Below are 21,022 nucleotides of genomic sequence, written 5' to 3' on the forward strand. Positions count from 1 at the left end.
GACTAAATTGGTAAATTATCGTGCTTGCGCCAAGGCTTGCTAGTTTTTTTATTTTTGAGCATCTCTAAGGAATTGTATAGACAGTTTCTGGTATGACTTGGGTAGATTATATCATCAATAAACCCACGTGATGCAGCAAGAAAAGGGTTGGCAAATTTTGTACGATATTCTTGTACTAGTGATTTTATCTTCTCAGGATCTTTTTCTTGCCTAAAGATTATTTCTACTGCTCCTTCAGATCCCATAACAGCTATCTCTGTACTAGGCCAAGCGTAGTTGATATCACCTCTTAAATGCTTTGAATTCATTACAATATAAGCGCCACCATATGCTTTGCGTGTTATCACGCTAATCTTTGGTACTGTTGCTTCTGCATATGCGTAAAGCAATTTAGCGCCATGTTTTATTATGCCATTATGTTCCTGATTTGTTCCCGGTAAGAAGCCTGGCACATCAATTAAGGTTATAATTGGAATGTTAAATGCATCACAAAAACGTATAAATCTTGCTGCTTTACATGATGCATTTACATCTAAGCAACCTGCAAGCTGCATGGGTTGGTTGGCAACTATTCCTACAGTATTGCCTCCTATTCTACCAAACCCAATAATAATGTTACGAGCAAAATTAGGTTTTATTTCGCAAAATACTCTCTCATCACAAATCTTTTCGATAAGTTCGTACATATCATATGGTACATTGCAATTAGATGGGATTAAAGTGTTTAAGGAGTCGTCTATATAATCTACTGGATCTGAGGTTGGTCTAAAAATTGGGGATTTACTATTGTTGTCCGGTAAAAAACTTAAAAACTGACGTACTTGTATTAAAGCTTCAATATCATTTGTAAACACAAGGTCAGCAATTCCCGTTTTATTTTCATGAACTTTTGCCCCACCTAGATCTTTATAACTTACATCTTCATATGTGACCTTTTTTACAACGTCAGGTCCAGTAACAAACATGTACGAAGTATCCTTTACCATAAAGACAAAGTCAGTTAGAGCTGGGGAGTAAACTGCACCACCTGCACATGGGCCCATAATTAAAGATATTTGAGGTATTATTCCCGATGCATCTACATTTCTTTGAAAAATTTCTCCGTACCCCGATAAAGAATCTATTCCCTCTTGGATACGAGCACCACCTGAATCATTTAAACCAATAATTGGAGCACGTACACTTAGTGCCTTGTCCATTATTTTACATATTTTATTTGCGTGTGTTTGACCTAAAGAACCGCCAAACACTGTAAAATCTTGGGCATAAGCAAAAACAATTCTGCCATTTATTTTACCACAACCAGTTATGACTCCATCTCCTGGGATTTTAGCCATGCCAAAATTTTCTGACCTATGCTCAGCAAATGCGTCGTATTCTTGAAAAGAATTTTTATCAAATAAGATATCTATTCTTTCTCTTGCTGTGAGTTTTCCTTTTTTATGTTGTGCTTCAATTTTTAAATCACCACCACCTTTTTGTGATTCACACCTTTTATCATCTAAAGCACAGAAGCTCATGTTTTTATAAAATTAACTACTGAAAGTTTAGTATGTTAAGAATTAAATGTATAGCTAATTTGAAAAATACTTTAAGATGATTTTTTTGCTGCTTTATCAATGTTTTTACAGATGACATTGTTTGTGAACCTAAATCCATATTTTTGATACTACTGTTGTTACCATGACCAATAAGTATTTTTATTACATATCTAGCATGGCTTCATTTATGCTAAGTGGTAATTTATCCATACTATATTGAGGATCAGAAGCAATACCATAAACTTTAGAAGGAGGGCTAACTTTTTCTTCAATTCCATAAATGATACCTTTAAGTAATGCAGTAAATACCGTTTCACCATCACTATCTGCTCCAGGGACTCTATGCTCTAATCTACATTTTTGTTTATCACCTGCAGTATATGGTAATCTAATTGCAGTAGTTCTATTGTTTCCTCCCCAACTGACAGTAGTGGGTGTGTTGATATCAGGGTATTTGTATCTAAGATATGAACTATCATTTGGAGCAAAACAAAGCATGTGTTTTTTCATCAAGGCACACAGTCCACCAATGCTATATAGGAAGCAACTCTTTTGCTGCAAATTGGGATCAGCGAACACATTACGATTATTAAAGTCTAGTAGATTTATATGTACATTTAGTGCGCTGCCTGCTTTATTTATATAAGGTTTTGCCTCAAAACTAACTTTACCTTTTAAACTACCAATTCGTTCAAAAATGATTTCTTTTACTAAATTTAAATGCTGTACTAGAACTTTTAATTTTGTATAGGAAGAAGTTTTTAGTTCATATTGATGCTCAAAAATCTCTTTGTTGAAAGATACATTCATGTTTTCACTTACTTTTGTAAAGAGAAGATCTATCTTTCTCTGGTCTACTTCTTCTACATAAAATTCAAGTTCAATACCAAATACAGGAAATAACCCTAACCTTTTATTTATATACTCTAAAAGCTCACCCAACATAGTATTTTACTATTCTTTAGGCTTTTCACTATATTCGTGATCTTCTTCTACATTATTTTCTATATAATCATCGCTTTCATATCTCTCTTCTATATTACCTTCATAATCTTCTTCTTCATAATTACTATTTTCTTCATCATATATATCTTCAAGTTGATCATCTTCATCTATAGAATTTTGCTCTTGCTTTTCATCTAAAGGTGGTAATTCATCAACATCTTTTACTAAAGAATCATCATCTTTTTTGTTTTCTTTAACTCTCAAAGAAGAATTATTTGGATCATAAGGCTCTTGCACAGGGATAAAGGTTTTCTTAAACAACCTTCGCGTGAACATTTTATCAGAATAGTATTGAATTTTCTTAGATTTAATTGGATATGCTGATTCTACTAGCACTATCTGCTCATCACGCGGCAACATAATAATCTCTTGTGGTAATAAAAGAGCCCTTTGTGTGTCTGAAATATGTAGCGATCTTGAGGCTGGATTTAAGTCTAAGAATTTAGGTCTATTAAGTGATTCCTGTTGTACAGTCTTATTACCTATCAATTGTGATATTAAATTAGCTGTTTCAATATTATTTGCAGCAAAAGTTATTCTATAGGTAGAATTTGACAAAAAAGAATTCATTCCTGCTTCTTCATATATCCCTTTTAATTGCTCTGTATCTTGAATTATTAAAAACAACCTTACATTATAACCACGAAAATATGCTATTCCTGTTTGGAATTGTTCCATCTTTCCAAGAGTTGGGAACTCATCCATTAAGAACAATACTCCATACGGCTCATCTTCTGTAGGTAAACGCCTACATAAGAACTCTGTTGCTTGTTGGTAAAAAACCTGCATTAGCGGTCGCAACCTATTTAAGTTATCAGGTGTTAAGCCAACATATACTGAAACCTTTTTTCTTTTAAAATCTTGAATATTAAAGTCACTTGATGCAGTTGCAGTATCTATTAAAGGGTTTGCCCAAAGTTCCAAAGAAGAGTTCATAGTGGATACAACACCAGATCTTTCTTTATCGGCTTTTTGCAAAAAAGCTGCAATATTCATATATGCTACAGGGTGTATTATTTTTCCTATAGTGTCTAAAACAACAGCAAGATTATACACAACATCATCACTACGCATTGTACGTACTACTTCTCCAAAAGATTTAACTTTTTCTGGAGCAGCAAGTAGATAAAGCACTACACCTACAAATAAACTACGTGCTTCGTTTTGCCAAAAATCTTGTTCAGGCATTATAAGATTGGCTATTTTTTGCACATCATCTACCATTTGTCCTGGTTTACTGCTAATCCAATCTAGGGGATTATAACAGTGGCTAACCCCATCGGGTTGGGCTGGATTCCAGACAAAAACTTCTTGTTTTTGTTGCTTTCTCCATCCACTTGTCAATTCATAGTTTTCCAGTTTTATATCATGTACAATCACAGAATCAGTCCAAAATAGTAAATTTGGAATTACAAACCCTACACCTTTACCAGATCCTGTTGGCGCAAATAGTAGTGCATGTTGATACCCACTTGCAATAAAATAACCTTTTTTATCTTTACCAAGAAGTATCCCCTTTTTGCTTCTTAAACCAGCTTTACGTATATCCTTCTCTAATGCCCATTTTGAATCTCCATGTAAGGATTCCTTTTTCTTAAACAACCTCCACTCAATTATTGTTTCCCTCATGTTCCACAATATTACGGTCAAAATTAAAAATGGAATTGTAGCAGATATAAGCAATTTAACTTTTATCATGAAACTGTAGTTGCTTGGATTGTTCCAAGCATCCGCAATATAAACAAGGATTGTTGGCCACAACCGATCTGGAAATTGAGTTAAACTTGGATTTATAGCTTTAAAATCCACATAATCGGGACCCCATACAAAAAGAACAAATAATATACCAGAAATATAAAAACAAAATTCCAGTACAGTAATAAGTATTATACTTGCTGCTAAAATATTACGTACATGATTTGTCCCTTGACCTTTCTGACTCATAAGTATAATCCTGACTTAGCTATTTATAAATATTTTGACGTAAAGTACTAGTAAACAATATTTCGGATACATATCTTATACCATTGATTGCTCGTTTTAATTGAATTACTATATTAACTACATTTATAATATATTCCATTATTTGTTCTGGTGGAATACCAATATTTGCTTGCATAACCATTAGCTTTAATTGTTCAAGTGCCATTCTTGGGGTATCTGCATGTAAAGTAGATATGGAACCTGGATGACCTGTATTAATGGCACGTAGAAAACTAAACGCTTCAACCCCACGTAACTCTCCAACTATAATCCTATCAGGCCTTAAACGTAAGCATGCTTCTATTAAATCTTGTGTAGTTACTTTTGCTCTGCCTTGCCCTCCTTTTGAAGCAATAAGATGCACTCTATTTGGGTGATCATTAAGTACAACTTCTCTTGCATCTTCAACAGTAATTAATCTTTCATTTTGTGGAATAGTACGCAAAGCAGCATTAGTAAAAGTAGTTTTACCAGTTGAAGTACCACCACTAATTATAATGTTTTTTTTACTCTTTATTGCATACTGCAAAAAATCTTTTACTTTCTTCTGTTGCAATAAAGAACTTAAAACAGTTTCAGTGCCATCTTCTATATTTTCAGTAATAGTATTTGAAAATGCTCCTTTTTTTTCATACTCATCAAGAGTTAACTGCATTGCTGAAGGTTCTCTAATAGACATAACTATTGTACTTGTCTCACAAGCTGGTGGAAATACCACTTGTATACGATAACCATTAGGTAAAGTTGCAGAAAGAAGTGGTCTTTCTGCACTGATTTCCTGAGAAGTATTTTGTGCTATTAACTGCCCTAATTGCCTTAGATGATTAAAATCAATGCTTGGTACTGCATCACATCTTACCTCACCATATTTTTCTATCCATACTTCGCCTGGCTTATTAATTGAGATCTCATTAACCCCTTCTTCTTTAAAAATTGCCTCTAACGGTTTGAGATATGTGTTTAATGCTTCTTCACTTTGACTCATTGTATAATTTTTGTTAATTTTATTGCTTCAGGAGGGAAAAAGATATCTTGATTTACAAATATTTTAACTAAAGTACCTTGATCAATATACGCTGTTGGCTTTGTATTTGTATATCTGTTAATAATATTTTTTATAGAATTAGAAACATCATTAATGGCTTGCGATATTGTTTGAGTTAAAAGAGGAGCAGTAGTTTTCTGCTTACCATCAGGGTCAGTTACAATTGTAATAGCCTGATTTGCTTCCCCTATTTGTGAAGCTGAATAAGCTGTGCCAAATGAAACTCCAGCTAAAAGTATTGTAGAAATTAGTGCATCATATATCTTATCATCGACAATAGCTGATAATCCTTGTCTACCAAGTTCATCTATACCAGGAGAATTCACTGCAATGTCTACTCCATGAGGCAGCATTATTCTATTCCATATAATATCAATGCGCCTTTGCCCAGGCTGATTGTCAAATGAGTACTGCCCTATTAATCTTGATCCCTTAGGAATTAGCACTATATCTCCTGCTTCAGCATAAACATCTCGACTAATTATAGCACGTATCATTCCAGTTAAATCGGTGTTAACTGACGTTTCTAGTACTGCATCAATTATTTTTCCCTGAGCAATAATAAAATTCAATAGCCCCATACTTGTTGCGCTTGATTGTGTTGCTGCAGTTTTTTGCATAGTATGTGAAATAGTGCCTTTCTTTTTGTTACCGCTATCTTCATTGCTATTTGACGATAATGACCTATCATTGCTCATTACTAGCATTTGTGTACCTCTTCTCTCTCGTGAATAACTGCTAGTTCCAAGAGGTAAATGTGAAATTTGAGGTGTGATTGTTGACTTAGGTGGAGTAGGAATTTGACCAGCAGATTCAGACATTTTAGATAAATTAGGAATTTTAGGTTTTTCTAAAACAGGAGAAGGCAACGAAGGTATTACTGAAGGCATAACTATTGGTGGTAATTCCGGTAGCTGATTTGGAACTACTACAGGAGGGAAAATTTCTTGTGGAACTTGTTCAGATTCTTCAATTAATTTATTAATATCTTGTTTTTGCTCCTCTTGAACTTTATCAGTATCAGAGTACAAATGATATATCAAACCACCAGCTAACAACATAATGGCTAGTATTACTATTCTTTTTTTCCTACTTACACCAACAATATTAACACTGCTTTCAATTTCTGATTGTTGTAATTCACTATCTCTTTTAGTATCATTATCATCTACCATAACTTAACCACTTTAGCTATTATTTACAACTTCAACGTATTTACTTTTATAACGCATAAGTAATCTTTTATGCACTCCTTTTATTACAATGTAATCATTAAATGATAACATTTTGCATGGCACTTCATTACCCTTTTTATCTTTTATAAAAATTTTTGGTATGTTATCATCTTTAAATTTAAAATATGTTAAAGACCCATCATCAAACAATTCATTCGGTACTATATCATCACTATTTTCTCCTGCATTATAAATGTAGTTATATTTTGTGTTGTTTATTTCTATTATTTTGTCTAATTTTTCTTCACTGTAGTGCATCTCCACTGGTGTAGTAGCTGTAGGCTTATCATAATCAAATTCATTTTCATTTTTTGGATAATAAAAGCGTACTATATATGATAAGTCCCTTTCTGCAGAAAAATCATAATTTTGACTTACCTGCTTAGTAAAGTCAGCCTTGCATATGATATCAAATACATAGCTCCTTCTTTTGCTGGTAATTACAATCATGTTTGTTTTACCATTTGGTTCAACTGGCATTATAAAAAGTCTGTTACCGATATTTCTCACTTTCCAACTTACCGAATCACCCATAGCAATTGTTTGGACTAACTCTCCTTCATCAAATTCAATATAAGAGTGATAACCGTAACTTAAAACTACTGTAAAAACCTCATTTGGGCTATATACAAAAGTTTTTACCCTACTATCTACTGCAATGGGCACATCACGATCTAAAGCTATAGCTGCTGATGTACCTGTGCTAACAAATAGACAAAAACTTAATAATATTTTATAAAAACTCATTATCTGACCTGTAATAAGTTATACGAAAACCCAAAGGATTAATATATCTTTGCTGCTCATTCATTTCCATAGATACATATTCAAATGCTAAAATAGCAATTTTATCCTTTTTTATGATATTACCATTTTTTTCATTAAATTCTAGAGTAAATCTTACTTGTACTTGACCGGGACTCAAATTCTGAATAGAACGAATTTTCAACTCGCTATCGCTCACATTTGCATATAGATTAACGGGACTATTTGCGTTGTTTGGATTTATAAAATTTCTAAATTCAGTGTAAATTTTTTGAGTAGAAAACATCCTAACTTTTATATGATAATTATATTGAAAATTATTAGGATCGAAAAGCTCACGTGTCCTAATGTATTCTACAATAAAGTGATTGTTTAGAACTTCATCAGCAGAATATTGTTTCACTGTTATTGGATTTACTAAAGTCACTATACCGGACTTCTTTTCTATTTCTACAACAAATGGTTCTATAGTCTTACTTGTACTGATTTTCAAAATGATTACAATACTTGTTGTTATTACTCCGAATAATAATAACAACAATAGGAGCAAAACATTCCTCTGTATTACTATTAGATTGTAGCGGTTTGAATACCAGTTATTTTGCTGATGCTCAGTATTGTTATCACTATTTTTTATATCGTTCTTTTTTTTAAAAAACTTGAACATGGCATCCTACTTAGAATCTTACTTAGGTTCAATATGACCTAAACGTTTAAATTTTGTTTGTATATACGAATCATTATATTGGTTATACTGTGTGATAAGTTCTACTCTTTTTATTATCTGAATTCCATATCTTTCCAATTCTATTACCTTTTTGGGATTATTTGTGAGTAGGTAAATTTTTACTATATCTAATTTTTTAAGAATATTAGCTGCATGTACAAAATCTCTTTCATCGTCATCAAATCCTAATATTGCATTTGCGTCTACAGTATCAAATTTGTAATTCATCTGCAAGCTATATGCTCTTAACTTATTAATTAAACCAATGCCTCTCCCATCTTGATTTAAATACAATATAATCCCTCCATCCGTATTTGCCATCATAGCTATAGCATCATGCAGTTGATTATAACAGTCACATGAGAGGCTTTTTAATAAATCTCCAGTATAACATGAAGAGTGCACCCTCACTAGAGGTTCACTATAATCTAGCTTACCAATTATAATTGCGTAATGTTCCTTACTATTGCAAACAGTTCTATATACTATAACACTTACTTCTTTACAATTACTTAACAATAATGGTGTTTTACATACTTCATACAAATCATTATTTTGTTTGTAATTTATAATATTAGATTTTTTTAGACATATTACATCATTTTCACTACACCATTTCTGCATTGCCATATCGTTTTCAAATTCCATATCTACTGCTAGAGCAAGTGGAAGTAATTCTGTCATTTTCAGTAGACTAATGGCATATTCATCAAGCGCTTTATGTTTTTTTATATTCTGTATTTGATAATTCTTCTGCTTATGCCAATTTAAAATATCACTTAAGTCTTCAAAATTGTCTATCTGTAGTCGAAAAAATTTTTCTTTGCCAATATCATAATCTTTTGTCATATGCTGTAATTTATTTGCAGTAATTACAACATAGATGTTGCTTGTAATTATTTTATATTTCTCAAATAAATCCTCTTCTAATATCTCAACAGCAGCAAGTAAGATGTAAGAGTCATGATCAAATATAATTATTGGCATACCGCGCCTTATTTCACCTAATGCCCTTTCAACACTATTTTTCTCTTTATTGTAAAATGTCATAATTTTTAGGTATATTTTGTGCGGTCGAGAAGACTCGAACTTCCAAGGCTATAAACCACAGCGACCTCAACGCTGCGTGTCTACCAATTCCACCACGACCGCTATTTAAAAATTAAATGATACCTTACCATCTAAACAACTGCAACTATAACAATCAAGTAGCTGATCCTTTAATAGTAAAAAATATAAATAAAATACCTTCAAAAGCAGTAAAAATCTTAATTTTTAAAAGGGAAATTAAAAATTATAGAATAGTACAGCAAGTTGCATTTTCTCTCTCTTGACAGCCTTGTTGTAAAGTAACATTTGGTTCATTTAATACAGCAGATACACGCTGTCTTCGTAGAATTTTTGCAACTTCCTTATGGCTATTTTCATTAGCTATATCTTCCGCTGTTTTACCACTTTGATTTTGTAAATCCATAACAGCGCCAGCTTTTATTAACTCTTCTATAGTATCTTTATAGCCCTTTTTAGCAGCAAGCATTAGCGCTGTCCAACCATCTTGTCTCTGCACATTTATCTGAGCATCGGCTGCAATTAGCCTTTTTACAATTGCTGTATAGCCACTTTGAGCAGCAAGTATTAGTGCTGTTGCACCATCTTCATACTGAGAATTAACATCACAACCAGCTTTTATCAATACATTAACAGTGTCTTTATTGTTACCAAAAACAGCAAACATTAGTACTGTTGCACCACATTTATTCTGAGCATCGACATTAGCTTTAGCTTCTATCAATGCATTTACAATATCTTTATAGCCCTTTCTAGCAGCTTGCATTAGTGCATATTCAATTACATCATTCTGCTTTTTATCAAGGCCATTTAACAATTCTTTGACCTTTTGCAAATAACCGCTCTTAATAGCACTAATTAATGGATTTTTGTCTATACTTTCTGTTATTTGTTCTTTTATTGCTGAGGCTTGCTCATGCTGCATCTTCTCTATTTCTTGCACTGCTCTATCTTTAGTACAAACACTAATTCTTTCGCAATCTAACAACTTCTTAACGGCCTTATCTAGAAAACGTATAGCTGCAAGATCTAAAGCACTTTTTTCATCATTATTCCTAATATTTGGATCTAATCTTTCATCTCCTAAGAGTAGATCTATCATCTTATAATATATTTCATCACTATTACCAGCAATTGGAAGTAGATTTATGATGTTGGTCAAAGGAGTATTACCATAATCATTTTTAGCATTAACATCAGCTCCTTCTGCTAACGCTTCTTTAAAAATTTTTATAAGATCTTTTATTTCTGTATTTTCTATGGGATCAACAGCATTTATGGCATCAAAGAGTTTTTGTGATTGTGGGGATATCATGTTTTATGCTTATTTATTAATAATAATACAATTATATATTATTTTTTAACTAAAATCAATCTTGATATATTAAAAATATTATTAAAATAATAATTATAAAGCTGTGGAACTATTTATTTCTCAGATTTAAGGTATTTTACAACTACCATTTTAGCTATGATGCCATAAAATAAACAATAAGTTTTACTTAAGGTATAAAATCTATAATATAGATTATTATGAATATTCCATTTCTGTTTTGAATGCAAGGAATTAAAGTGATTAAATTAACCAATCATTTTTTTATATTATTTGCTTTTCTTCTACCTTTTCATCTAGAAGCAAAAGTTATTTACTCATGGTCTCAGGTTATACCTGGTAATATGATAAGTGTACGTGCTATTGTTGATGATAGAGATTGCCCTATCGCATGCGTTGATGGTGAAGAAATACTTATGAATGAACGTGCGTTACCTGTGGAGAAGAAATTCACTGAGAAAGTTTGTGAATTGTCTCTACCCAAAGAGACAGAGGAAATCATAATCGATGATCATCAAATTCCTACCCTTTCAGCGCAAATAAAGAAAATTGCATTTATTGGTGATACAGGGTGTCGAGTAACTAACTTAGTTGAGCAAGCATGTAATTCTACAAAAGAATGGCCACTTACCTTAATTTTAAGTTCTATCTCAGCTCATAATCCCGATTTGATCGTTCATGTGGGTGACTATCATTACCGAGAGAAAACCTGTAAAAGTGGTCAAAAATGTAATCAGGCGTATAATTATGGCAGTGATGCATGGTACAGTGAGTGGTTTGATCCAGCTAAGGATATCTCAGTACTGTCTCCATTTTTATTTTTACGTGGCAATCATGAAGGATGCTCAAGGGCTTATGAAGGATGGTTTAGGTATTTTGACCCAAATGATTTTTCATCAGCAAAGTGTTCAGACTATATTCCTAGTTGGGTATTTGATGCTGGACCAATACAACTTGATGTTTTTGACTCTTCCTACGGTAAAGATAGTGATTATACCGAAGAGCAAATAAAAACTTTCAATGAACAATTTGATTTTCTACTTCAGAATAATAACTCTAAGCCTGCATGGTTTTTAACTCACAGACCCTTGTGGAGTCATGCAAAAAAAAGTGCAATTTTTTATCATGATGGCAATATAGCACAAGTGAAAGCGTTTGGTAGTAGGTTTTCTGCAAATATTTCAGCAATTATTTCAGGTCATGTTCACATTGCGCAAATTATCTTCATGAAGGAAAAACCAACACAGGTTATGGTTGGGAATGGTGGTTCCTTGCTCTACTCACAAAACCAAAAACCTATTTTATATGGAGTTGATCTTGAAGGTGCAAAGGCTCAAGAGATAAGGACTTTACATGGCTTTGGTTTTGCTATACTTGATTTAGATGAACATAAGATATCTTTTTATGATGAAAATAATAATGAAACTTACTTTGCAAATCTAACAGAAGATTTTGGTTTTAAGAGTTAAAGTAGATTGAAAAAGCGCTTACATGTGTTTATAACAAGTGCTGTTTTAGTTATCTTAACTGACTTTTTAATCATAAGCCTGACTTTAACACAGTTAATTTTTACGCTTATACAGTCTGATATTGATCTGTATATTCTTAAATTCTGATTAACTTATACTATATCCTCTATCTTCCTCTTGCTGCGGCATAATTGGCGCATGATCATAATCCTGCATTGGACTATACTGCATATGACTAAAATCGTGACCATCTCCGCCTAAAGTATCCATAATATTGTGATTAACATTTGGATAATCATCCATAAAACTACGTACATCATCATCAGAACCGTAGCCAGACTCACCATCTGATTCTTGCATTTGACCAGCTTCTGCGCCAAATCCATCATCACCACCTTGTTCTGAAGGTTTTATTAGTACTGGAAAACCAAGAAGAGTGATATTTGGATTTCCTTGACTAAAAATTGATAACCACTGCTCTGGAAATATGGAGTTAAGTAATGATTGCATTACACTATCAATATTTCCTGTTATAGCTGCAGAATAATCATAAAGCCCACTTTTTAAAAACCATGCAAAACTACTATCAAACCCAAAGCCACTTCCTGGACCTTCACTGGATGCATCCTGATGATGGCGCATTGATTGCAAAGCTGCTATATTTTGCCCCTGCATTGCATGATCAAACTCAGACATGTTTTTACTATATGATTATGTATTTAATATAGCATATAGAGTGAAAAAAATCAAATATTTTCCTCTTGCAACTCAGAAGAATAGAGGTTACGTGGTAGGTTATCCAATTCTTCTGCTGGTTTTATGCTTTTTTCTTTATAAGATATTCCAAGTTTGTTAAATTCACGAGCAGCAGGGAATACTCGCCCTTCAAGTGAACCTACAGTTTTGTTATAATTATCAACAGTGCTTTTTAAACTTTTGCGTAAATGATCAAAATTCTCGCTCATAGTACATAAGCGTTCATATAGTGTATGGCCCAGCTCACTAATCTTTTTTGCATTCTCGGCAATGACCTCCTGCTTCCAACCATAAGCTACAGCTCTAAGCAGAGCAATAAGCGTAATTGGTGTTGCAATTAGAACTTTTTTCTCAACACCCATTTCTATCAATGATGGTTCATATTCTAAAGCAGCGCTAAAAACTCCTTCCCCTGTTAAAAACAAGACAACAAACTCTGGAGTGTTCTCAAACTGGTTCCAATATTCTTTTTTACTTAAATCAAACAAATGCTTCTTTACTGATTGCGCGTGATCTTTCAACTTATTTTTTTGTGCTTCAAATTCATTCTGCTCTACTGCATCAAGATAAAAATCTAGTGGCACTTTAGCATCTACTATGATTTTCCTACCAGATGGCATATTTATTATTAGATCAGGACGTAGTAAATTATCATCTTTACCAATAACTGAATGCTGAGTTAAAAAGTCACAGTGTTCAACCATGCCCGCCATTTCTACTACTCTTTTTAACTGCATTTCTCCCCACCTGCCTCTAACATGCGGTTTTTTAAGAGCATTAGCTAAACTTGACGTTTGCTGCATCAAAGCTGATACTTGCTCTTTTAACCCCTCATATGCCCCAGCTCTTACTTTTTCTAACTCCTTGATTTCACTGTCAAATTTTTCTAGCTTTTCTTTTATAGGAATAACTATATCGTTAATTTTTGCTTGCCTTTTATTTAAATCATTTTCTGTCTCCTTTAATCTACTATCGATTACTTCCTTAGCTAGGCTTAAAAAAGTATTGTTGTTTACTTGTAGAGCTTCAGATGATAATGCTTTAAAAGAGTTTGTCAGTCTTTCCTCTGCTTTTTTAAGCAATTCTATTTCCCTTTCTTTTTCACTACGCTCTTTATTTAAAGTTACTTCTAATTCTGTTTTTATGATAATGAGCTTAGATATTTCATCTTCTTTGTTTAGTAATTTCTGTTTTAATTCAAAGAGCTCTTGCTCTATTTTTGTCATTAGCATTATCTCACCTTCAAGATGAGCATTCTTCACCTTCTCGACATTTAGCATTTTGTTCTTTATCAGATAGATTAGAACTAATCCAGCTAAGGACAGGATGTTTGTAAGAAACAGTATTATTGTAAGCATAAACTTAACAAGGAAAGATTATACTTAATAACAACTTTTTTGTGTAACTACTAGTTTTTATTTGGTTAATATATTAAAAATATTGCATAAAATAGTATTGTTTGCTATACTAGAGAATGTAATAACTGGGGGGATAGTGAATGAGAAGAAAGACTTTAAGTGTCAATGCCAGTACTGTTCTACTTTCTACAATACTATTAGCTAAGTTGACTGTAGAGTTAGTTAATAAAAAGAAAAAAGTAGAGGAAATATATCTAGAATTAGCTTGTACAATAGGTGTATTACTGCTTTGTCTAGTAGCTACTGTGCTTCTCATAAGAGAAAAGAAAGAACATAATAAGGTAGAGCGTTCTGGTTCTAGTATTAGTTTAAATAATTTTGATGAAGAAGTAAAAAAAGAAGAAACAAACGAAGAAAAACAGCAGCCGTTAAGTTCTAGTGTTTCTTGCCCAGACGGATTAACCAATGAAATAGTTCCAGTAGAAGGAGTTAGAGATGAAGTAGAAAAAATCAAAAGTACAATGGTTAAAGATGGTGAAAGTGAAACCAATAACTATCACAATCTTGCTGGTCAACAACCAAGTGTTGAAAACTTTGGTAAAAATGAAAATATTATCGCAATTACTCTTCCTGAAAGTTACTCAATTAAAAAATATAAGAAGATAGATGCTAATAGAGAAGAAATAATACAAAGCACAAAGGATGGCATTATAGATGATGGTGATAAATATAAGCCAATAGATTTTAGTGTTAATAAAGTTGAAAAAATTAATGATAAAGGTAAGAAAGAAGATTCTTATCAATTCATTTTTAAATTTCAAAGCGTGCAAAAAAATGATGTATTTATTGAGATAAGTTGCAGCACATTAAACGTCTATAGTGGGTGGGAAAAAAATGAAGAAAAACCAGTTGCTCAATATTTTAAGAACCTAAAGGCCAATGATGATTTTTTAATTTTTTTAGATGTAAAAGAAATTTTATCAGAATCTTTAAAAAAGGTACTGGGATTTTTACAAAAATTTTGTCCAGCTAATGATCAGGGATTATCTTCTGTTGAAGGAAAAATGGTATATGAACACTTTGGAGTAGGGCTACTGCAGGAGGAACAATGTATTAATATCAAGAAATGTTATATCTTAGGTATTAGATTCTCTGTAAACAAAAAATTCCCCATAAAAGACATATTAATTAGTGACCAGCTTATACATAAAGAACAAGAGGTTAAACAAGAATATCAAAATAGTGTCGACCAAGATATACAAGTAGATGGACCTACTAATCAGAACGTTACTACTGATAAAGAAACTTCTAATGCATCTCAACCTCAAAACGAACATAGTGAAGTTTTAGTCTCACCTAGCCCATCAACTAGTAGTGGTATAGCTAGTGAAGAAACTTTTACTGATGATATTGTAACTACAGAATCAAAAGAGAAAAGTGCTCAAAAGCAATCGGTTAGCAGATCAAGTAGTAAAAACTCTTTGAGGTCACAAGGATCAATAGATAGTATTGGTAAGCCAAAGAAAAAATTCAAGGAAAAAATAACAAGTTTTGGTAAGAAGGTGGTAGATGCATTTTCTGAAAAAGAAAAAAGTGAAGGATTGATAGATGGCGATGAGAAGCAAAAAAAGACATTTTCATTTAAAAAGATAAAAAGTAAATTCACTAAGAATGATAGCAGTAAAGAAAGCAGGGAAACATCGCCTTCACCATCTGTTAGTACACTTAGTATAGAAAGTGGAGCAGGTAAGGATAATCAAAGTTTCATGCCAGATTAATGATGGTATTGTTGAAAGAATATTTTAAGATTTTAGTATCTTTACTTTAATACAATTTAATTATATAGTAATAATTTTTAAGAATAGATGACGAGAATATCTGTATACAATGATGATTTGCCAGATGATGTTCTTTTTAAAGAATCTGTAGCTATTGACACGGAGGCTATGGGGCTGATTAATCATCGAGATAGGTTATGTGTTGTGCAGCTTTGTGATAAGAAAGGTAATGTGCATTTGGTAAAATTTAAGGATGACTATAGTGCTCCTAATTTAAAGAGGTTACTGGAAGATCAAAATATAGTAAAAATATTTCACTTTGCACGTTTTGACATAGCAATACTTAGGTATTACTTAAAGGTTTGGGCCTTTCCATGTTATTGTACAAAAATCGCTTCGCGTTTAGTACGCACATATACAGATAATCATGGGCTTAAAGAGCTGTGTAATGAATTGCTTGGCGTTAGACTAAATAAACAACAGCAATCTTCTGATTGGGGAAAAGATGAGTTAACTGAAGATCAGTTAAATTATGCTGCTAACGATGTTTTGTATCTACACAAGATAAAGGATAGACTGGATGCAATGCTGGAACGTGAAAACAGGAAAAAACTTGCACTTGATTGCTTTGAGTTTCTCAAAACTCGTATTGAACTAGATCTTCTTGGATGGGAGAATGTTGATATCTTTAGCCATCAAACAAAAACAATATAAAAAGATTTTAAATTTACAGTAATATAGTTAATAAGGTTACTTGAAATTTTAGGATTGAGTATATACCTTTAATTATTGTGCACATACAGGTTTAAGATGAGTAAAAAAGACTATTATGAGTTACTAGGTATCAGTAAGGGTGCTGCAGAAGATGAAATAAAGAAGGCATATCGTAAGATGGCTATGAAGTATCACCCTGATAGAAATCCAGATGATAAAGCTGCAGAAGAGAAATTTAAAGAGATAAGTCAAGCATACGAAGTTTTATCTAATAAAGAAAAAAAAGCAGCTTATGATCAATATGGTCATGATGCATTTAGTGGTGGAGGAAATGGAGGATTTGGCTTTAATCAAGGATTTAGTTCAGCAGCAGATTTTACTGACATCTTCAATGACATATTTGGTGGTGGTTTTGGGCAAGGAAAACGTGGCTCAAAAGCACGCGCAAGCGGTGTTCGTGGCTCAGATTTGCGTTATGATCTTAAGGTAACGTTAGAAGAGGCTTTTAAAGGAATTAATGCACCTATACGCTATTCAACAAACGTTAAATGCAAAGGTTGTAACGGTAATGGCAGTGAAGGAGCAACAAAACCAGTACAGTGCAATACATGTGGTGGTGTTGGTAGAGTGAGGTCTCAACAGGGCTTTTTTACAATTGAAAGAACTTGCCATATATGTAATGGTGAAGGCGAATTAATCCAAAATAAATGTAAAAAATGTGGTGGTCATGGGCGAACTAGAGAAGAAGTTAACATTTCAGTGACAGTGCCAAAAGGTATAGAAGATGGCTATAGTATTAGAGTAAATGGTAAAGGTGAAGCTGGCGTTAGAGGAGGAGGCAATGGTGATTTATATGTTTATATCAGTATAGCCTCTCACAAGTTCTTTACAAGAAAGAGTGCTGATATATATTGCAAAGTTCCGGTAAGAATGACTCTTGCAACCCTTGGTGGAGAGATCGAAGTTCCAACAATTAATGGAACACATGCAAAAGTAAAAGTACCTGCTGGAACCCAAACAGGGGATAAACTTCGTCTTAAAGAAAAGGGTATGCCTCATATGAACTCAACCAACAGAACTGGGGATATGTATATTCAAGTTAATGTAGAAACACCAGTAAATTTGACGGACAAGCAGAAAGAGCTATTGAAAAAATTTGAAGATGAATGTAACAATAACTCTAGCCCACAATGTGAAAGTTTCTTCAAGAAAGTTAAAAGTTTCTGGAGTGATATTCGCTCAAATTAAGAGAAGGTGGGAAATATTCAACAAACTATACGCGTCAAGTTAAAAGATTGTGAGAAAATCCAGAGAACATTCCCAATTTGAGGTATGGTTTTTTTGATTTTATCAAATCTTCTTTCCTTTCTTTTCATTTTTTACTGTAATTGTTTTGCAGCAGGTCTAATGAAGGTTTATAAAAATCAACAATTCCAATTCTCTTTTATTATCCCTATTCTACTTTCTATATATAAACATTTATCCTACATTTTTCAAATTTTTCACTTCTTCACAAGAAGATGATAAATTTCAATTATTTTTCGTATACTAAAAATACACAAATACCTATTTCCTTGTATATAGCCCTTTATATCAAGTTAGAGATTTTAGATTGATAGTGGTAATAAGACATTTTGGTGCAATCTATCTTTATTGCCATTTATTTTGCTATTCTATTAGGCAATTTCTCCTTCCAGCTTCTCTATTCTTAATCTAATGGATATTTAAACTACCTGTATAAGCTCTTACATGCTTTAGTTATTTGATCGCAGCCGTAAGATAATTGCTCTTCAGAGGCTGCATAAGAAATTCTAATGAAGTTCTGCATACCAAAAGCAACTCCTGGCACTACTGCAACTAAGTAATCATCTAAAAGATATTCTGCAAAATTTAAGTCATTTTCTATCAATTTACCTTTCTTTGTACACCTACCCATTAAATCATTACATGAAATAAATAAATAAAATGCACCATTTGGAACAAATACTGATAATCCGGGAATTTCCCGGAGCTTACCTATTACCATATCTCTACGCCTTCTAAAGACTTCCACTCTTTCCTTCAAGAAGTCATGACTACCATTAAGTGCAGCTACAGTAGCTGCTTGAGCAATTGAATTTGGATTAGAAGTACTTTGAGATTGTATAGTAGAGACTGCATCAATTACATCACTCTTCCCTGCAATATAGCCAATACGCCATCCAGTCATAGAATAGGCTTTTGAAGCGCCATTAATTATAAAAACCCTCTCGTATAATTTTGGCTCCACTTGTGCAATGTTAAAGAACTTTTGATTATTATATATAATATGCTCATATATATCATCTGTGACTATGTTTACGTGTGGATATTTTAATAAAACTTGTGCAATATCTTTTAAGTCGTCATATGTATATACAGTGCCTGTTGGGTTACTTGGTGAGTTAATCATAAGCCATTTTGTCTTACTGGTAATCTTTTCTTCCAATAGAGCAGGAAGTAATTTAAAATTATTCTCTTGCTTACATTCAATAATTACTGACTTGCCTCCAGAAATAGCTACCATATCAACGTAAGAAGCCCAATATGGAGCAGGAATTATAACTTCATCACCATTATTTATTGTTGACATAAACAAATTATAGAGCGCTTGCTTAGCTCCTACAGTAACACAAATCTGACTTGCTTTGTAAGTAAGGCCATTATCTTTCTCAAACTTATTTATTATTGCCTCTTTTAATTCTTGAGTGCCACTGACAGATGTATATTTATTTTTTCCATTATTAATTGCTGCAATAGCTGCTTGTTTTATATGCTCAGGAATATCAAAATCAGGCTCTCCAGCACTCATTACACAACACTTTAAGCCCTTAGCTTTCAATTGATTTGCTTTATCGGTAATGCTAAGAATTGGTGATGATTTTATATTTAACATCCTTTCTGCAATGATACTTGACATAAACTTAAACTTACTCTTGTTTAAAATTATAGTGTAAGTTTTTGTCTGTAAAGTATTTTATATATTTCAATAAAACCAATTATTGTATAAGACCTAACAACAAATAAATTTAGGTTGTTCTCTAAAACAACATACCCAATTTCAAGCTTTATTTGTTAAGAAGGCAATAATAAATGGATCAATATTACCATCCAAAACTGCATTAATATTACCTATCTCATATCCGGTTCTTAAGTCCTTAACCATTTGATATGGGCTCATTACATATGACCTAATCTGACTTCCCCAACCAATAGTGGATTTTTTACCATGCTCCTGTGCTATTTTTTGTTCTCTCTTCTGCAGCTCCAATTGATAAAGACGACCTTTAAGTAGCTTAAACGCCTCATCCCGATTTCTGTGTTGAGAACGATCATTTTGACACTGCACTACAATTCCTGTAGGGATATGAGTAATTCGTATAGCACTTTCTGTCTTATTGACATGTTGACCACCAGCACCAGAAGATTTATAAGTATCTACACGCAAATCTTTTTCATCTATTTGCACCTCAATTGTTGCATCTATGATCGGTGACACTCCTATGCTTGCAAAACTAGTATGGCGCTTAGCATTTGCATCAAAAGGTGAAATTCTTACTAATCTATGTATACCACTCTCGCTCTTTGCCCATCCATAGGCTTTTTCACCAACAACCTTTATAGTTACTGACCTTATTCCCACTTCATCACCATCTAGCTTATCTACAATTTCAACTTTAAAGTTATGATAATTCTCTGCCCATCTAATATACATGCGCATGAGCATATTAGCCCAATCATTACTTTCTGTCCCTCCAGCACCTGAATGAATCTCAATGTAACAATTATTGCTATCTACTGTTTCCGTAAATAAGCATTCTATTTCTTTATCTTTAATCCTTTTTTCTAGCTTTAATAAATTATCTTTAATTTCAAAAAAGAAACTATCATCATTTTCATTTAATGCTAATTCCAAAAGATTAACATTATTGGTATACTCACTTTCCAAATTCAGGAATGAACCTAAGCTCTCCTGAATTTTAGCTTTCTTACTCAAAAGCTCATGTGCCCTCTGTACATCTTGCCATAATGAATCATCTGCACATTTAGATTCTAATTCCTTAAGAGAGAGACTTAAACTCTCTACGTCAAAGACACCTCTTAATCATGGAAATGTTACTACTTAGATTTTTAAAATGCTCAAAAACCTCTAATCTCTCCTTCATAATATTTAAACTTTAGAATTTAACATGTTTAATACTATTAAAAATAACAATAGACAAAACA

17 protein-coding genes and 1 tRNA gene are annotated in these 21,022 nt (G+C 32.7%); 4 read left to right on the forward strand and 14 right to left on the reverse strand.

Annotated elements, in window-relative coordinates:
• Positions 1-2: 2 nt before the first annotated feature.
• The 10 genes from AACL09_RS05990 to AACL09_RS06035 form a co-directional block, all read right to left on the reverse strand.
• The gene (locus tag AACL09_RS05990) at positions 3-1,520 is read right to left on the reverse strand and encodes an acyl-CoA carboxylase subunit beta (protein ID WP_339047748.1); all 1,518 of its coding nucleotides are present in this window, start codon (positions 1,518-1,520) and stop codon (positions 3-5) included.
• Positions 1,521-1,703: 183 nt separating this feature from the next.
• Positions 1,704-2,486, reverse strand: coding sequence for a glutamine synthetase (locus tag AACL09_RS05995; protein ID WP_339047751.1), 783 nt, complete (start codon positions 2,484-2,486; stop codon positions 1,704-1,706).
• A 9-nt stretch (positions 2,487-2,495) separates the two neighbouring features.
• Positions 2,496-4,490 carry a type IV secretory system conjugative DNA transfer family protein gene (locus tag AACL09_RS06000; RefSeq protein WP_339047753.1) on the reverse strand — a complete coding sequence of 665 codons (1,995 nt, stop codon included), beginning with the start codon at positions 4,488-4,490 and terminating at the stop codon, positions 2,496-2,498.
• Positions 4,491-4,509: 19 nt separating this feature from the next.
• The gene (gene virB11 / locus AACL09_RS06005; protein WP_339047755.1) at positions 4,510-5,514 is read right to left on the reverse strand and encodes a P-type DNA transfer ATPase VirB11; all 1,005 of its coding nucleotides are present in this window, start codon (positions 5,512-5,514) and stop codon (positions 4,510-4,512) included.
• Complete coding sequence (locus tag AACL09_RS06010) at positions 5,511-6,749, reverse strand: TrbI/VirB10 family protein (RefSeq protein WP_339047757.1); 1,239 nt, start codon at positions 6,747-6,749, stop codon at positions 5,511-5,513. Before AACL09_RS06010 ends, virB11 begins: the two co-directional genes overlap by 4 nt.
• 12 nt (positions 6,750-6,761) lie before the next feature.
• Positions 6,762-7,556 carry a P-type conjugative transfer protein VirB9 gene (gene virB9 / locus AACL09_RS06015; protein ID WP_339047759.1) on the reverse strand — a complete coding sequence of 265 codons (795 nt, stop codon included), beginning with the start codon at positions 7,554-7,556 and terminating at the stop codon, positions 6,762-6,764.
• Positions 7,543-8,241 (reverse strand): type IV secretion system protein, encoded by a 699-nt coding sequence (locus AACL09_RS06020; RefSeq protein WP_339047761.1) that lies wholly within the window; start codon positions 8,239-8,241, stop codon positions 7,543-7,545. The genes virB9 and AACL09_RS06020 overlap by 14 nt, the downstream gene beginning before the upstream one ends.
• Before the next feature lie 18 nt (positions 8,242-8,259).
• On the reverse strand, positions 8,260-9,351 hold the full coding sequence (gene ribA / locus AACL09_RS06025; protein ID WP_339047763.1) for a GTP cyclohydrolase II RibA: 1,092 nt from the start codon (positions 9,349-9,351) through the stop codon (positions 8,260-8,262).
• 19 nt (positions 9,352-9,370) lie between these two features.
• A tRNA-Leu gene (locus tag AACL09_RS06030) sits at positions 9,371-9,453 on the reverse strand.
• 142 nt (positions 9,454-9,595) lie between these two features.
• Entirely contained in the window at positions 9,596-10,684 is a 1,089-nt protein-coding gene (locus AACL09_RS06035; protein ID WP_339047765.1) for an ankyrin repeat domain-containing protein, read from the reverse strand.
• Between the two features lie 257 nt (positions 10,685-10,941).
• On the opposite strand from AACL09_RS06035, the gene AACL09_RS06040 reads away from it, so the two are divergent.
• The gene (locus tag AACL09_RS06040; RefSeq protein ID WP_339047767.1) at positions 10,942-12,171 is read left to right on the forward strand and encodes a metallophosphoesterase; all 1,230 of its coding nucleotides are present in this window, start codon (positions 10,942-10,944) and stop codon (positions 12,169-12,171) included.
• Positions 12,172-12,318: 147 nt separating this feature from the next.
• Here AACL09_RS06040 and AACL09_RS06045 read toward each other — a convergent pair whose 3' ends face one another.
• Entirely contained in the window at positions 12,319-12,867 is a 549-nt protein-coding gene (locus tag AACL09_RS06045) for a hypothetical protein (RefSeq protein WP_339047769.1), read from the reverse strand.
• Positions 12,868-12,917: 50 nt separating this feature from the next.
• Positions 12,918-14,207: a DNA recombination protein RmuC gene (gene rmuC, locus AACL09_RS06050; RefSeq protein ID WP_410519802.1), complete on the reverse strand. Its 1,290-nt coding sequence runs from the start codon at positions 14,205-14,207 to the stop codon at positions 12,918-12,920.
• A 218-nt stretch (positions 14,208-14,425) separates the two neighbouring features.
• Here rmuC and AACL09_RS06055 point away from each other — a divergent pair, with 218 nt between their 5' ends.
• The 3 genes from AACL09_RS06055 (at position 14,426) to dnaJ (ending at position 18,025) form a co-directional block, all read left to right on the forward strand.
• Positions 14,426-16,063: a hypothetical protein gene (locus AACL09_RS06055; RefSeq protein ID WP_339047771.1), complete on the forward strand. Its 1,638-nt coding sequence runs from the start codon at positions 14,426-14,428 to the stop codon at positions 16,061-16,063.
• 87 nt (positions 16,064-16,150) lie between these two features.
• A complete protein-coding gene (locus AACL09_RS06060) occupies positions 16,151-16,777 on the forward strand; it encodes a ribonuclease D (RefSeq protein WP_339047773.1) in 627 nt (208 codons plus the stop codon).
• Positions 16,778-16,873: 96 nt separating this feature from the next.
• Entirely contained in the window at positions 16,874-18,025 is a 1,152-nt protein-coding gene (dnaJ, locus tag AACL09_RS06065; protein WP_339047775.1) for a molecular chaperone DnaJ, read from the forward strand.
• 481 nt (positions 18,026-18,506) lie between these two features.
• Here the strand turns inward: dnaJ and AACL09_RS06070 are convergent, their stop codons facing one another.
• Entirely contained in the window at positions 18,507-19,715 is a 1,209-nt protein-coding gene (locus AACL09_RS06070; RefSeq protein ID WP_339047777.1) for a pyridoxal phosphate-dependent aminotransferase, read from the reverse strand.
• A 141-nt stretch (positions 19,716-19,856) separates the two neighbouring features.
• Positions 19,857-20,961 (reverse strand): peptide chain release factor 2 gene (gene prfB / locus AACL09_RS06075; RefSeq protein ID WP_339047779.1). Its coding sequence is split into 2 segments (ribosomal slippage): positions 19,857-20,885 and positions 20,887-20,961, totalling 1,104 coding nucleotides; the frame shifts between segments, so codons are not numbered across the junction.
• Positions 20,962-21,022 lie beyond the last annotated feature (61 nt).

Source organism: Candidatus Mesenet endosymbiont of Phosphuga atrata (genome assembly GCF_964020175.1).
Lineage (GTDB): Bacteria > Pseudomonadota > Alphaproteobacteria > Rickettsiales > Anaplasmataceae > Mesenet.

Excerpts from the sequence above, each read along its gene's own strand:
- AACL09_RS06060 (WP_339047773.1), top strand. The coding sequence starts at position 16,151 with ATGACGAGAATATCTGTATACAATGATGATTTGCCAGATGATGTTCTT.
- virB9 (WP_339047759.1), bottom strand. The coding sequence starts at position 7,556 with ATGAGTTTTTATAAAATATTATTAAGTTTTTGTCTATTTGTTAGCACA.
- AACL09_RS06010 (WP_339047757.1), bottom strand. The coding sequence starts at position 6,749 with ATGGTAGATGATAATGATACTAAAAGAGATAGTGAATTACAACAATCA.
- AACL09_RS06000 (WP_339047753.1), bottom strand. The coding sequence starts at position 4,490 with ATGAGTCAGAAAGGTCAAGGGACAAATCATGTACGTAATATTTTAGCA.
- ribA (WP_339047763.1), bottom strand. The coding sequence starts at position 9,351 with ATGACATTTTACAATAAAGAGAAAAATAGTGTTGAAAGGGCATTAGGT.
- rmuC (WP_410519802.1), bottom strand. The coding sequence starts at position 14,207 with ATGCTAAATGTCGAGAAGGTGAAGAATGCTCATCTTGAAGGTGAGATA.
- AACL09_RS05990 (WP_339047748.1), bottom strand. The coding sequence starts at position 1,520 with ATGAGCTTCTGTGCTTTAGATGATAAAAGGTGTGAATCACAAAAAGGT.
- AACL09_RS06055 (WP_339047771.1), top strand. The coding sequence starts at position 14,426 with ATGAGAAGAAAGACTTTAAGTGTCAATGCCAGTACTGTTCTACTTTCT.
- AACL09_RS06020 (WP_339047761.1), bottom strand. The coding sequence starts at position 8,241 with ATGTTCAAGTTTTTTAAAAAAAAGAACGATATAAAAAATAGTGATAAC.
- dnaJ (WP_339047775.1), top strand. The coding sequence starts at position 16,874 with ATGAGTAAAAAAGACTATTATGAGTTACTAGGTATCAGTAAGGGTGCT.
- virB11 (WP_339047755.1), bottom strand. The coding sequence starts at position 5,514 with ATGAGTCAAAGTGAAGAAGCATTAAACACATATCTCAAACCGTTAGAG.
- AACL09_RS06035 (WP_339047765.1), bottom strand. The coding sequence starts at position 10,684 with ATGATATCCCCACAATCACAAAAACTCTTTGATGCCATAAATGCTGTT.
- AACL09_RS06045 (WP_339047769.1), bottom strand. The coding sequence starts at position 12,867 with ATGTCTGAGTTTGATCATGCAATGCAGGGGCAAAATATAGCAGCTTTG.
- AACL09_RS06070 (WP_339047777.1), bottom strand. The coding sequence starts at position 19,715 with ATGTCAAGTATCATTGCAGAAAGGATGTTAAATATAAAATCATCACCA.
- AACL09_RS05995 (WP_339047751.1), bottom strand. The coding sequence starts at position 2,486 with ATGTTGGGTGAGCTTTTAGAGTATATAAATAAAAGGTTAGGGTTATTT.